This is a genomic window from Bacteroidota bacterium, assembly GCA_017303975.1.
Taxonomy (GTDB): Bacteria; Bacteroidota; Bacteroidia; order JAFLBG01; family JAFLBG01; genus JAFLBG01.
This window is the reverse complement of record JAFLBG010000041.1, coordinates 1-13,129: the sequence shown is the minus strand read 5'-3', so window position 1 is coordinate 13,129 and position 13,129 is coordinate 1. Positions and strand designations below refer to the sequence as shown.

At 34.2% G+C, this 13,129-nt stretch carries 16 protein-coding genes; 8 read left to right on the top strand and 8 right to left on the bottom strand.

Annotation, left to right across the window (positions count from 1 at the left end):
* Positions 1–99 precede the first annotated feature (99 nt).
* Positions 100–930, top strand: coding sequence for a universal stress protein (locus tag J0M08_12205; protein MBN8703821.1), 831 nt, complete (start codon positions 100–102; stop codon positions 928–930).
* Positions 931–952: 22 nt separating this feature from the next.
* On the top strand, positions 953–1,327 hold the full coding sequence (locus J0M08_12200) for a hypothetical protein (protein MBN8703820.1): 375 nt from the start codon (positions 953–955) through the stop codon (positions 1,325–1,327).
* Positions 1,328–1,330: 3 nt separating this feature from the next.
* Here J0M08_12200 and hemN read toward each other — a convergent pair whose 3' ends face one another.
* From hemN to ccoS, 7 genes are all read right to left on the bottom strand, one after another.
* On the bottom strand, positions 1,331–2,686 hold the full coding sequence (gene hemN, locus J0M08_12195; GenBank protein ID MBN8703819.1) for an oxygen-independent coproporphyrinogen III oxidase: 1,356 nt from the start codon (positions 2,684–2,686) through the stop codon (positions 1,331–1,333).
* Positions 2,687–2,690: 4 nt separating this feature from the next.
* A complete protein-coding gene (locus J0M08_12190) occupies positions 2,691–3,401 on the bottom strand; it encodes a sulfite exporter TauE/SafE family protein (protein ID MBN8703818.1) in 711 nt (236 codons plus the stop codon).
* A 3-nt stretch (positions 3,402–3,404) separates the two neighbouring features.
* Positions 3,405–3,842, bottom strand: a complete 438-nt coding sequence (locus tag J0M08_12185) for a FixH family protein (protein ID MBN8703817.1) — start codon at positions 3,840–3,842, stop codon at positions 3,405–3,407.
* 6 nt (positions 3,843–3,848) lie between these two features.
* The gene (gene ccoG, locus J0M08_12180; GenBank protein ID MBN8703816.1) at positions 3,849–5,255 is read right to left on the bottom strand and encodes a cytochrome c oxidase accessory protein CcoG; all 1,407 of its coding nucleotides are present in this window, start codon (positions 5,253–5,255) and stop codon (positions 3,849–3,851) included.
* Positions 5,256–5,259: 4 nt separating this feature from the next.
* The gene (locus tag J0M08_12175; GenBank protein ID MBN8703815.1) at positions 5,260–6,477 is read right to left on the bottom strand and encodes a c-type cytochrome; all 1,218 of its coding nucleotides are present in this window, start codon (positions 6,475–6,477) and stop codon (positions 5,260–5,262) included.
* Positions 6,478–6,714: 237 nt separating this feature from the next.
* Entirely contained in the window at positions 6,715–8,826 is a 2,112-nt protein-coding gene (ccoN, locus tag J0M08_12170) for a cytochrome-c oxidase, cbb3-type subunit I (protein MBN8703814.1), read from the bottom strand.
* Between the two features lie 5 nt (positions 8,827–8,831).
* The gene (ccoS, locus tag J0M08_12165; GenBank protein MBN8703813.1) at positions 8,832–9,008 is read right to left on the bottom strand and encodes a cbb3-type cytochrome oxidase assembly protein CcoS; all 177 of its coding nucleotides are present in this window, start codon (positions 9,006–9,008) and stop codon (positions 8,832–8,834) included.
* Between the two features lie 219 nt (positions 9,009–9,227).
* On the opposite strand from ccoS, the gene J0M08_12160 reads away from it, so the two are divergent.
* From J0M08_12160 to trxA, 6 genes are all read left to right on the top strand, one after another.
* Complete coding sequence (locus J0M08_12160; GenBank protein ID MBN8703812.1) at positions 9,228–9,839, top strand: Crp/Fnr family transcriptional regulator; 612 nt, start codon at positions 9,228–9,230, stop codon at positions 9,837–9,839.
* A gap of 67 nt (positions 9,840–9,906) precedes the next feature.
* A complete protein-coding gene (locus J0M08_12155; protein ID MBN8703811.1) occupies positions 9,907–10,113 on the top strand; it encodes a DUF2892 domain-containing protein in 207 nt (68 codons plus the stop codon).
* 162 nt (positions 10,114–10,275) lie between these two features.
* Positions 10,276–11,697: an MBL fold metallo-hydrolase gene (locus tag J0M08_12150; GenBank protein ID MBN8703810.1), complete on the top strand. Its 1,422-nt coding sequence runs from the start codon at positions 10,276–10,278 to the stop codon at positions 11,695–11,697.
* Positions 11,698–11,724: 27 nt separating this feature from the next.
* Positions 11,725–11,925, top strand: coding sequence for a hypothetical protein (locus tag J0M08_12145; protein ID MBN8703809.1), 201 nt, complete (start codon positions 11,725–11,727; stop codon positions 11,923–11,925).
* A 2-nt stretch (positions 11,926–11,927) separates the two neighbouring features.
* Entirely contained in the window at positions 11,928–12,242 is a 315-nt protein-coding gene (locus tag J0M08_12140; GenBank protein ID MBN8703808.1) for a rhodanese-like domain-containing protein, read from the top strand.
* A gap of 2 nt (positions 12,243–12,244) precedes the next feature.
* Positions 12,245–12,547, top strand: coding sequence for a thioredoxin (gene trxA / locus J0M08_12135; GenBank protein MBN8703807.1), 303 nt, complete (start codon positions 12,245–12,247; stop codon positions 12,545–12,547).
* Here the strand turns inward: trxA and J0M08_12130 are convergent.
* Positions 12,540–13,129, bottom strand: a 590-nt coding sequence (locus J0M08_12130; GenBank protein ID MBN8703806.1) for an HAD-IC family P-type ATPase, incomplete at its 5' end; no start/stop codon positions are given. The genes trxA and J0M08_12130 overlap by 8 nt on opposite strands.

Genomic DNA, 13,129 nt, shown 5'->3' with positions numbered 1-13,129 from the left:
GTGATAAACATCAGTGAGGATCTTGATTAGTGGTTATATCTTTGTGTGAATGGGATACACTATTTTATAGTGGTTCTAAAATCAAAAATTTTAAACAAAATGACAAAGCTTCAATCGATTCTTGTGCCTACCGATTTTTCATCCAATTCTGAAAATGCGGTAAATTATGGTGTTGATTTGGCTGCAACCTGTGGAGCTAAACTAGTTTTGCTTCATGTATATCAGGTTCCGGTGCAGTTGAGCGAGAATCCGATTCCTCTTATCTCAATATCTGAATTAGAAGATGCTAATAGAGCTGCATTGGAAAAGTATCGAAAGAAAATTGTAAGCAAGTATCCTTCAATTGAAATAAGTATTGTTCTAAAGCTAGGTTTTGTTGTGGATGAAATTTTAGAGGCTGCAAATGAAAATAAGGTTGATTTGATTGTGATGGGAATTACCGGTGTAGGAGCAGGGCTAAATAGTTTAATTGGAAGTTCTACTGCAACAGTTTTAAAGAAATCAAAAACACCAATACTTGTAATTCCAGCAAATAGTAAGTTTAAGAAAATTGAAAATATTGCCTTGGCGTTTGATTATAAAAACAATATAGCTTCCGATGCGCTCATGCAAGTGAAGAAATATAGCCAATTGTTTGGTGCTAAAGTTGTTGCATTGAATGTTTTTAAGCCCGAAGCAGTTCCTACAGTTGAGGAAGCTGCAATGGGAATAAATGTGAAAAATTCTCTGGGAACTATAGATTGCGACTTCAAATATCTTCAGTCGGAAGATGTTGTAGAAGAGCTGAATCAATTTGTAGATTCTTACCAATGTGATTGGTTGGTAATGTTTCCTCATAATTATAATTTGTTTGAAGGATTGTTTCATAAAAGCAGTACCAAGCAAATGGCATATCATACTCACATTCCACTTCTAAGTATCCACCAATAAATTGATTATAGATATACATATCATGAAATTAGTAATTAACGATGCGAAAAAAATTGGTGTAATTCAAAAGGAGTTTACAAGTGTGTTTCCGTTTTTGAAAATAGAGTTTTTTGCAAAGCCACATAAATCAGGCGAAGCGTCTGCCAAAAAAATTATGAAAAGCGCAGATTTAACTATTGGGGAATGTAGGAGAGTTCACAATTCTGGTTCTGTAACAATAAACGGCAAAATGACAGTAAATGATTTAGAACAAACTTTTTCGAACACTTTTGGGTTGTCTGTTCAAGTTTTTAGAAAGTCAGGACGAGTTTGGTTAGAAACAACAGTAACAGATGGTTGGAGTTTAGATGAACAAAATAAACAGGGTGAGGAATTGAGTAGACCAGTAGTAGATTAGTGTTTATACAGACGAACTGAATAGTTGCGTTTTCGGAGCTTCACTCCAAAGTCTAGCGTCAAAAGCCATACAAATATTTCTTAAGAATCCTTTTCCTACTTCTGTTACAATAACATTGCTAGGATGTATTTCTACCAAACCATCCTTTTCCATTTCTACTAGTTTATCTAATGCGGTATGTATTTCTGAACATTTTTCACTCTCGTTTTCCCAAGAAGTTTTGTAGTTACATACAAGATTTAGAATGTGCTTTCTAAGTATTAAGTCGGAGGAGCTGAGCTTATGTCCCTTTATTAAGGGCAGTGTATTTTCATCCAGTAATTTATAATACTCTTCCACAATTTTTGCATTTTGAGCAAACGCATACCAGCTATCGCTTATTGATGAAACGCCCAACCCAATCATAAGCAAGCTGTAATTGTGTGTGTATCCCATAAAGTTTCTATGCAGTTTTTTTGAAATTGCCGCTTTGTATAAGGTGTCAGATTTTAAAGAAAAGTGATCCATTCCAACATCTTCGTAACCATTTTTTTTGAAGAGACTTCTTCCTGTTTCGTATAGTTCTTTTTTTTCGTTGTCAACGGGTAAATCGGCTTCTGTAAATTTTCTTTGTCCGGGTTTTATCCATGGCACGTGGGCATAACTATAGAATGCAATTCTGTCGGGCTTTAATAGCATTACCTGATTAATTGTATTAACAACACTTTCCTTTGTTTGCAATGGCAATCCATATACTAAGTCAAAATTAACGGAGCTGTACCCAATGTTGCGTGCCATGTTTACAACAGATTCAACTATTTCAAAGGGTTGCACTCGGTTTATAATTTCTTGAACTTTAGGGTCGAAATCTTGAATTCCTAAACTTATTCTTCTAAAACCTAAATCATACATTGTTTTAAGATGACATAGGTGTGTATTATTTGGATGTGCTTCAAAGCTCAGCTCTGCATCTTTTGTAAGAGAAGCGTTTTCAAGAATGCCGGTAATTAGTTTTTTTAAATTTTCTGCACTAAAAAAAGTTGGAGTTCCTCCACCCAAGTGTATTTCTTTTATGTTTGGCTTATCGCCTAATACAGATAAATATAAACTCCATTCTTTTAAAACATAATTAATATATACGTCTTCAACGGCATGATTCACTGTTATTCTGGTGTTGCATCCACAATAGGTGCAAAGGCTTTCACAAAACGGCAAATGAATGTAAATACTAATTCCATCGGCTTCATTGCTTTTGTCGAAGGAAAATTTAACCAGTCTTTTCCACTCTTCTACATCAGGTTTTGTTTTGTCCCAATACGGAACGGTTGGATAGCTTGTGTAGCGAGGAGCTTGGACATTGTATTTGCTAACTAAATTCATTTTTTTATTTATGACAACATTTACTACACTCTGCTTTTTTTTCAGATATTTCCGGACTAAGGTATGGTATCCCTAGATTCAGTCCCCTTACAATTAATAGCACTGCCATAACTCCGATAAAGAACGGGACTGCTTTGGTTATCTGTTTTCGAAATACAAGACTTATGTTTTGTGTAAATACAGATACAGCAAACAATGCAGGAATTGTGCCTGCCCCAAAAATTGCCATAAACAATCCTCCTTTAAGTATGCTTCCTACAGCTATAGCGCCTGCTATACCAACATAAACCAGGCCGCATGGAAGTAATCCATTTAAAAGGCCTATAATAAAAAGAGAAGTATAGTTGTTTGAATTTAGCAGATTTCTAAGATTGCTTTTTAAAACAGATACTATTTTGTAAATAAAGCTAAACGACATAAAGCCATTTAGGTAACGTTTTGGAAGTAGTATAATGAGCAATAGTATAATTCCTAATGAAATAGAAATGGTTTGTTGAAATCCTCCAATAACAAATGTTTCGCCTAATGCACCAAATAGTAAACCAAGTAGAAAATAGGTAAATACACGACCAATATTGTAAAGAAGTACTCCAACTATTTTTTCCCATTTAGAAAATCCCCCAACAGGAAGTGCCATTGCAATTGGTCCACACATGCCAATGCAGTGAAAGCTCCCTAGAAAGCCTAATACAATTGCAGTAGCGTAAATTTCCATTGTTTAGTTTATAAATAAATTTTGTTCTGTAAAGTAATTTTCACCATTTGACTTATAGGAAAATTTTACTTTATATAATCCTCGTTTTAATTCTTTAGGAGTTATATGCTGTTTGCCTTCGCTGTTTATTTGTAATGCAAAACTATAATCTAAAGATGAATTGGAAGGTCGATAGAGTAGAATACTACCTGTAGTTTCATGTTCCATTAATTCGTTAGGATATTGTATCGTAAGAATGTTATTTTCTGCCGTAATTTTTATCGGAGTACTTAGCTTTTCATAGTTTTTAGCGCCATCAATTTTTTCTTGATAAGCAAGTTCTTGCGCATAATAATCTGTGGCTACCAAATCAACTTTTTGATTCATGCTAAGTGTAACTAGCGTTATAATTAATGTGATGAATCCTAAGTACAGTAGTAAAATTTTAATTCCCCAGTTCATGTGTATTTATTTTTTAATTGGACCTAAAAAACTTGTTTCTGCTTCTTTTATTTTTTTATTGTTGGAGTAAATTCCAACTCGCAAATTAGTTTTACGTTGTTTGATAGCTGATTTGTCTAGCATAATAAAAAACGTTCCCTCTGACAAACTTTCTTTTTTTGCATAAATATCTTTTCCTACCATTTTTATTTCGCCTTCAGTAGATTCTAGTTTCAGTGTTACCGGCATATCCAATCTAGTTTTATTGATAAGCTTTATATTGTATAGATTACTTATTTTATTGTCAGGTTGATTTTGATACAACATTCCTCTAGCCCTTATTATTGTTGTATCTAAATCAGATCGGCTAAGTAGTAGGAACGATTCTAATCCGATAAGTACAAGTAGAATTGCAGAGTAGGCAATTATTCTAGGGGATAGTTTTAGTTTTATTCCATTTGCAATTCCATTTTCAGAGTCATAGCGTATCAATCCTTTCGGGAGTCCTACTTTTTCCATCATATGGTCGCATGCGTCAATGCAAGCGGTACAGTTTACACATTCTAGTTGCGTCCCGTTTCGTATGTCAATATTTGTAGGGCATACCTTTACACACTGAAAACAGTCGATACAATCTCCAGAAGTACGTTGTTCATTTTTCTTATACTTTCCTCTTGTCTCTCCTCTAACATAATCATAGGCAACTATAATTGAGTTTTTATCTAGAAGTACACCTTGCATTCTTCCGTAAGGACATACTACGATACATACTTGTTCTCTAAACCAAGAATAAACTCCATAAAATATTCCTGTGAAAATTAATAATGCGATAAACTCTCCGGCATGTTTTGTTATGGGTTCGGAAATCGTAATAAATAATTTATCTACTCCAATTATGTAGGATAGAAAGGTGTTTGCAATTAGAAAAGAGAGTAGAAAAAAGAGGATGTGTTTGCTCAACTTTCTTATTATTTTTTCTTTATTCCAAGGCATTTTGTTTAATGCTTTTTGATGAGAAGCATCGCCTTCAATAAGATATTCAATTTTGCGGAAAACCATTTCCATAAATATGGTTTGAGGGCATGCCCACCCGCAGAATATTCGTCCGAAAATTACTGTAAAAAGTGCAATGAATACAATGAAAATAAGCATCCCAAGTCCAAAGATGAAAAAGTCTTGAGGCCAAAAAACTACGCTAAACAAAATAAATTTCCTTTCTATAACATTAAAAAGGAATAAAGGATTTCCATTCACTTTTAGGAATGGTAGTGTAAAAAAAATTAGTAAGTAGAAAAAGCTAAGAACCGTACGTGCATTATAATACCATCCTTTAGGTTTCTGCGCATATATCCACGACCGTTTGCCTTGCTCGTCAATTGTAGAAATTGAGTCGCGAAATGATTTTGTATTTGTCGAGGAGGATGTTTCATCCATAAAGTTATTTTTTTGACAAAGTGTCTACTACTGTAGATGAAGTTATGGTATCAATTGGAGTAGTAGTAGAGTCTTTTGGGGATACTATGTTTTCTGTGTATAAATCACCCTGCTTTTCTTTTCCGTTAGGCGGATTAGTCCCATTGATGCTTTTTATATAACTCGTAATTCTACTTATTTGAATAGGCGAAAAATCTGCTTCCCAAGATTTCATTCCTTTTTCAACAACTCCATATTTAATAGTTTTGAAAATATCTTTTACACCTCCCCCATGTATCCAATAGTTGTCTGTTAGATTTGGTCCTACACCACCTTCACCTAGTCTACCATGACAAGCAGCGCAGTTAGCCATAAATAATTCTTTGCCATTGCCTATATCAGAAGCATCTGTAAGTAAGGTAACAGTGTTTTCATCAACTTGATTGGCAGCTACTTTTCTATATTCCTCAATTGCCGCATTTGCTTCCGCTACTTCTGTTATGTATTCGTCTGTTTGAAGTTTGCCTGTTTTACTTATATGGTAGTTTATAATGTATATAACCCCAAATATAATTGTAAGGTAAAATCCGTATTTCCACCATGGAGGGAGGTTGTTGTCTAGTTCGCGAATACCATCGTATTCATGATCAAATAGAATATCTTTTTCATTCTCTATTGCAACAGATGCATTTACTTTTTCGAAGAATGAAGGTTCTTGTGGTATTGATTTTACAGTTACAGAGTCGTCTTGCTTGCTTGCTAATTGTAAGTTTATCAGATTTATAAGTACCGCAACAATAATCAGCTCAATAAGAATTACAAATAGCAATACCCAGAAGGTTAGAACATCTATCCCTCCAACTCCTATAGTAACACTTTTTGTAATATTTTCAACCAAGTTGTCTGCGCGAACAGATGTACTTAAGGTAGAAAGAAATGCAAGAAGCGCAATGCTAAGTATAGTTGTGTTTGATTTATTTTCTTTTTGTTGTTTGTAGAATGCTATTTTTTTTAACACACTTCCAAGCACAGAAATTAAGATTAAAAGAAATCCTATTACTGCAAGTATTGTTAGGGATAGAGCATTTGAGAATATTCCAATGCTTGAATCGACAGGTGCACTAGTTGTTTGCGCTGATAGCCCTAGAAAGATAAATATGGTAGCCATGAGCAACATATACTTTTTAGTTTTAATTGCTATATTTTTTTCTAGTGCAACGTTATTTATTTTAAAATATCTCATACAATATGGTATTTCGGTTTTGTCTTATTTTCTAGTTGTGTTTTTCAAATGGAATGTTTTTTATTTTATTTATGTATTCCTTGTCCACTCTAATTGCCCATATTGTAAGAAGAACAAAGAATATGAAAAAAATAAAAAGGGATAACATTGGATATATTTCCACATCATTTATAGTTTTCAAATAATTTATAAATTTCATATTGGTCAGTTTTTATTTTTTTGATAATTTCTGTTGTGCTATTTTTTTGATTTTATATCAACGCCCATACGCTGTAAATAGGCTATTAGGGCTATAATCTCCTTATTGTTTGTGGTTTCTATGCCATCTTTCTTTAGGTTTTCTACAATGCCGTTTGCTTGTTTAATTAAATCTGCATTTGCATTTTTATCATACCCTTCTGCATAAGGCACACCTAGTGTAATCATGGCTCTTATTTTTGCAGCCGTGTTAGTTGTGTCTAACTCATTGTCTAGCATCCAAGCGTAGTTGGGCATGATAGATCCAGGAGACATCGATGTCGGCTCTAACATATGGTTATAGTGCCATGAATCTGGATATTTTCCACCAATTCTTGCTAAATCGGGTCCCGTTCTTTTTGAACCCCATTGAAAAGGATGATCATACACAAATTCACCTGCTTTTGAGTATTCGCCATAACGTGCTACTTCAGATCGGAATGGTCTTATCATTTGAGAGTGGCATGTATAACAACCCTCTTTGATGTATAAATCCCTGCCTTGTAATTCTAGTGGAGTGTAGGGCTTTACAGAGGCAATCGTTGGGATGTTTGATTTTACCAAGAATGTTGGAATCATTTCTATTGCCCCGCCAATTAATACAAGTACTAAGCTGAAAACTAGCATTTGTACAGGTCTGCGTTCAATCCATCTGTGCCAATGTTCGTTTGTGTGTGCATGGTACTCTTTTGCTAGTGCGGGAGCTTCTGCATCTTCATTTTCAAGTAGTGAGCCAGCCTTAACAGTTTTTACAATGTTGTATGCCATCATAACGGCACCAATCAAATAGAACAAACCTCCAAGAGATCGCAATGCGTACATTGGAATAATATGCGTTACTGTTTCTAAGAATTGATATTGTAGTTGTCCTTCTTCTGTAAACTGTTTCCACATGAAGCTTTGTGCAAAACCGGCCCAATACATAGGTACCGCATAAAAAATTATTCCTAGGGTGCCAATCCAAAAATGCCAATTAGCTAATTTTTTAGAGTACAATTCAGTTCGGAATATTCTAGGTATTAACCAATATAATATTCCAAAAGTTAAGAAGCCGTTCCAGCCCAATGCCCCCACATGTACATGTGCAATAATCCAATCGGTAAAGTGTCCAATTGCGTTTACATTTTTAAGAGAAAGCATCGGACCTTCGAATGTAGCCATACCATACGCTGTAACAGCTACAACCATAAATTTCAATACAACATCTTCTCTAACTTTATCCCAAGCGCCTCTTAACGTAAGTAAGCCATTAATCATACCTCCCCAAGATGGAGCAATTAGCATTACAGAGAACACTACTCCTAAAGATTGCGCCCAATCTGGTAATGCCGTGTATAGCAAATGATGTGGTCCTGCCCAGATATACAGAAAAATTAAAGCCCAAAAGTGTATTATAGATAATCGATAAGAGTAAACTGGTCTATCTGCGGCTTTTGGAATGAAGTAATACATCAAACCTAAGTATGGAGTTGTAAGAAAGAACGCAACTGCATTATGTCCATACCACCATTGCACCAATGCATCTTGCACACCTGCATACCAAGAATAGCTTTTAAGAAATGAAACTGGAATTTCAAATGAGTTTACAATATGAAGCATGGCTACTGTAACAAACGTTGCTATATAGAACCAAATTCCTACATACAAGTGTCGTTCCCTTCTTTTTATTATTGTTCCAAACATGTTCCAACCAAAAACAACCCAAATCAATGCTATGGCAATATCAATGGGCCATTCTAGTTCTGCATATTCTTTCCCTGTGGTAATTCCAAATGGTATGGTTAGTGCAGCAAAAACAATTATTAATTGCCATCCCCAAAAATGTATTTTGCTTAATGCATCGCTAAACATGCGTGCTTTGCAAAGACGTTGTAAAGAGTAATACACACCCATAAAAATTCCATTACCAACAAATGCGAAGATAACAGCATTGGTATGTAGGGGTCTTAATCTTCCAAAAGTGGTGTATGGAATACCTAAGTTTAATACTGGAAACACAAATTGTAATGCAACCCATAGACCAACCAGCATTCCTACTAATCCCCAAACTATAGTTGCATACGCAAAGTTTTTAACAATCTTGTTATCGTACGAAAATCTTTCTATTTCCATAAAAATTATTTTTTGTTTTCTTTTGAACTTGAATTATTGTTTGATTTATTATCGAATAACATTCTGACAGATGGTGTATAGTCATCATCGTACTGACCATCTTTTACAGACCAAATAAATGCTGCCAAGAAACCCACTGCCACTAACAAACTTGCACCAATTAGAAGAAATATTGCACTCATTATAGGTCTTGTATGTTTTATCCAAAAATAATTGATGCACTCTGAGTAAAATATGATGGCAGTCAGCAGGGTTTATGACTTATGTCATACCAAGATTTTTTGCCAAGAGATTCAGTAGTGAAGAGAAGTTCTATGCATATGATTTTAGTATATACCATATCTTTGTAATTGATATGAATTCATATTAATTTCTTGTATTAATTTATAATTTGAAGAGTTTTGAGAAAGGAAATACTTTTTACTGATGTAGAGTTACTTGATTCGATAACGCAGCAAGCTGTAAAGAAGTTGTTGAAGCCTAATACCATACTTCTTAGTCCAGGTGATACCATAAAGTTTATTCCAATAGTTATTAAAGGAAGTATTCGTATTGTGCTTCAAAATAAGGAAGGGCGCGAGTATTTTCTTTATTATATTTTTCCGGGAGAAAGTTGTGCTATGTCTTTGTCTTGCTGCCAGGCATCTAGAAAAAGCGAAATAAAGGCTGTTGTTGAAGATGAAACAGAAATTTTGTTAGTTCCTATAAATTTTGTGGATGAATGGATGAAGTATCCAGAGTGGAAGAAATTTACCAGTAATACCCAAGCACAGCGCTTTTCAGAATTGCTCGAAACAATTGAACTTATTGCATTCTCGAAACTGGATGAACAATTACTAACTTATCTAAATAAAAGAATTCAGGCTACCGGAGTCAGAACAATAAAAATCACTCACCAAGAAATTGCAGACGAGCTTAACTCTCCACGGGAAGTAATTACAAGGCTTTTACATCAATTGCAAATCCAAAAGAAAGTAAAATTGTCACGAAACGCTATCGAGGTTTTTTGGTAATGTGATATTTGTCACAAATGTTTTCATATACACAGTGTAGATTTGTGCTATACAAAAATCTATTAATATGAAAAAAAACATGGGAATAATTGATCGTGTAATAAGAGTACTTATTGCCTTTCTGATTGCAACACTTTATTTTACAGGCGTTATAAGTGGAACTGTTGCAATTATTTTACTTGTATTTGCAGTAGTTTTTATCATTACAAGCTTTTTGAGCTTTTGTCCATTGTATCTTCCTTTTGGGTTGTCGACTATACTGAAAAAGAAGTAGTGTAATGACATGAAAATGATTCTTGAAATTGTTACAATCACTTGTTTTAATAAGTAACAAATTCAATTGAATCTGAAATACTAATCTATTTAAGGTCGTCAAATGTTTTGTGAATATATATCACAGCAGTGCACTAAGACCATGAAAATTAAAAATAATAAAATGAAAATAGAACATATTTATACCGGATGCTTAGCTCAAGGTGCTTATTATATTGAGAGTGATGGAGAAGCTGCAATTGTTGATCCATTGCGGGAAGTGTCTCATTATATAGCATTGGCTGAAAAAAATAATTCAAAAATCAAGTACATCTTTGAGACTCATTTTCATGCAGATTTCGTTTCTGGTCATATTGATTTAGCCGAAAAAACAGGAGCTAAAATTATTTATGGTCCTACTAAAATGAAGACAGGATTTGATACTATTATAGCCGAGGATAATCAAGTTTTTACTCTAGGAAAAATAAAAATAAGAGTTATTCATACTCCTGGACACACCATGGAAAGTAGTTGTTTTTTACTAACAGATGAGAATGGGCATGATGTAGCTCTGTTTTCTGGAGATACTTTGTTTATAGGAGATGTTGGTAGACCTGATTTGGCGCAGCATGTTATTTCTGAGTTGACAGAGGAGAAGCTAGCTGTTCATTTATTCCATTCGCTTAGAGAGAAGATAATGCCTTTGAATGATGATATAGTTGTATATCCTGCACATGGTGCCGGAAGTGCATGTGGTAAAAATTTGAGTAAGCAATTAACGGACACTTTAGGAAATCAAAAAAGGACAAATTACGCATTGAATCCTACTCTTTCTAAGGATGAGTTTGTTCGACAGTTGCTAAGTGGGTTAACGCCACCTCCAGCGTATTTTCCTCAAAATGTATTGATGAATATCAATGGATACGATTCAATTGATGAGGTGTTGAGAAAGGGCACAAAAGCTCTTTCTGTGAAAGAGTTTATTGAAATGAGGAATAGCAATAATGCCGTAATTATTGATACACGTAAAGCAGAAAATTTCGGAAAAGGTTTTATACCCGGCTCAATTAATATTGGCATTGATGGCGATTTTGCTGTGTGGGTAGGTACTCTTGTTGCTGATACAAAGCAACCATTATTATTAGTTATAGATCCTGGACGAGAGAACGAAGTTGTTACTCGTTTAGCAAGAGTAGGTTATGATAATGCGGTTGGTTATTTGAATGGTGGATTTGCAGCTTGGACTAACGCCAATCAAGTAGTTGATACCATTGAAAGTGTTTTTGCAAAAGACCTGCCAATCTTGAAAGAGAAGCAGAGTATTAATTTTTTAGATGTTAGGAAAAAGAGTGAATTTGATTCAGAGCATATTGAGGGCGCTATTAATATGCCGTTGGATTTTGTAAATAAAAATTTACAAGCACTTGATCGTACTAAGAAGTATTATGTTCATTGTGCTGGAGGGTATCGGTCAATGATTTTCATTTCGATTCTAAGGAAGCATGGATATTCGAATTTGATAAATATTGTTGAAGGTTATAGTGGTTTAAAAAAGCTTGAAGCATTCCCAATTACCGATTATGTGTGTCCAACAACTATGTTGTAAATTTTTTTAGTAATAGTAGTAGAGCAGATGAAATCAATTATCAAATATAAATACACGCTAGTAGGACTTTTTATAGGAGCAGTTGCAGGATATCTATATTATTATTTTGTAGGGTGTAGTAGTGGCAGTTGTTCGATAACCTCAAGTCCTATTAATAGTACAGTTTATGGTGCTATAATGGGAGTGTTAGCAATTAGTTCATTTAAGAAAGAAACAAATAAAAATTAGTTATGATAAATACAATTAAGAATATGCTAGGATTTGGTCCGCAAGCAGATTTCAAAGAACTTGTAAAAAACAATGCCATAATTGTTGATGTACGCTCCAAAGGAGAATTTAGTTCCGGACATATAAAGGGTTCTATGAATATTCCATTGCAAAATCTTCAGGATAATCTAAAAAAGCTTAGTAAAGACAGACCAATTATTACCTGTTGCGCTAGTGGCATGAGAAGTGCCAGTGCGAAGAATATGCTACTTTCTATGGGTTACAAAGAAGTTTATAATGGTGGAGGTTGGCAAAGTTTAAATAGTAAAATTCATTAGTTATGGCAAATTTTAGTGAAATAATAAATTCGGATAAACCTGTTTTAATAGACTTTTTTGCAGAATGGTGTGGGCCATGCAAAATGATGAAACCAATATTGGAAGAGTTAAAAACCTTGGTTGGCGATAATGCTACAATTCTTAAAATTGATGTAGATAAGAATCCCGCTGTTGCTCAATCTTACAATATACAAGGAGTTCCAACATTGGCAATATTTAAAAATGGGAAACTACTTTGGCGGCAAAGTGGTGTAATGAATGCCAATCAACTTAGCAGCAAGCTAAACGAGTTTTATACTAATTAAGTTTGTAGAGTTTTGCAGCTAAGCTGCTCATACTTGTTGTGAATACTACTATTGATATAGAGCTTAAAGGCATTAGTATTGCAGCAATAACTGGAGATAGCGTTCCCTGAACTGCAAAGTATAATCCAACAATATTGTAAATAATAGAGATAATAAAGCTTCCAATAATTATTTGTTTTCCTGTTTTTGCAAACCGAATAAAGGTGTGCAGTTTTTTTAATACGCTACTATCCATTATAATGTCGCAAGCAGGGGAAAAATTATTTTTACTGTCAGAAACAGTTATTCCAACATTGCTTGCTATCAAAGCTCCTGCATCATTTAGACCATCGCCCACCATTACTACTTTCTTTTGATACGACTTTAAGCTTTCTATGTAGTTAAGTTTGTCCTCTGGTAGTTGATTAAATAGTAGATTACTATCTGTTCCGAAAATATATTCTAAATTTTCTTTTTCCGATGGGTTGTCTCCGGTTAAAACTGTTAAGCTATATTCTTTTTTTAAATTTTGAACTAATTCGTTGAGGCCTTCTCTGTATTTGTTTTTTATTTCGAAGCAACCTAGAATTTTATTGTCAATTT

Bases quoted from the DNA above. Each gene is read 5' to 3' on its own strand.
- J0M08_12175 (MBN8703815.1), bottom strand. From the start codon at position 6,477: ATGAGATATTTTAAAATAAATAACGTTGCACTAGAAAAAAATATAGCA.
- J0M08_12140 (MBN8703808.1), top strand. From the start codon at position 11,928: ATGATAAATACAATTAAGAATATGCTAGGATTTGGTCCGCAAGCAGAT.
- J0M08_12185 (MBN8703817.1), bottom strand. From the start codon at position 3,842: ATGAACTGGGGAATTAAAATTTTACTACTGTACTTAGGATTCATCACA.
- J0M08_12150 (MBN8703810.1), top strand. From the start codon at position 10,276: ATGAAAATAGAACATATTTATACCGGATGCTTAGCTCAAGGTGCTTAT.
- hemN (MBN8703819.1), bottom strand. From the start codon at position 2,686: ATGAATTTAGTTAGCAAATACAATGTCCAAGCTCCTCGCTACACAAGC.
- J0M08_12155 (MBN8703811.1), top strand. From the start codon at position 9,907: ATGAAAAAAAACATGGGAATAATTGATCGTGTAATAAGAGTACTTATT.
- ccoG (MBN8703816.1), bottom strand. From the start codon at position 5,255: ATGGATGAAACATCCTCCTCGACAAATACAAAATCATTTCGCGACTCA.
- J0M08_12190 (MBN8703818.1), bottom strand. From the start codon at position 3,401: ATGGAAATTTACGCTACTGCAATTGTATTAGGCTTTCTAGGGAGCTTT.
- ccoN (MBN8703814.1), bottom strand. From the start codon at position 8,826: ATGGAAATAGAAAGATTTTCGTACGATAACAAGATTGTTAAAAACTTT.
- J0M08_12205 (MBN8703821.1), top strand. From the start codon at position 100: ATGACAAAGCTTCAATCGATTCTTGTGCCTACCGATTTTTCATCCAAT.
- J0M08_12200 (MBN8703820.1), top strand. From the start codon at position 953: ATGAAATTAGTAATTAACGATGCGAAAAAAATTGGTGTAATTCAAAAG.
- trxA (MBN8703807.1), top strand. From the start codon at position 12,245: ATGGCAAATTTTAGTGAAATAATAAATTCGGATAAACCTGTTTTAATA.
- J0M08_12145 (MBN8703809.1), top strand. From the start codon at position 11,725: ATGAAATCAATTATCAAATATAAATACACGCTAGTAGGACTTTTTATA.
- ccoS (MBN8703813.1), bottom strand. From the start codon at position 9,008: ATGAGTGCAATATTTCTTCTAATTGGTGCAAGTTTGTTAGTGGCAGTG.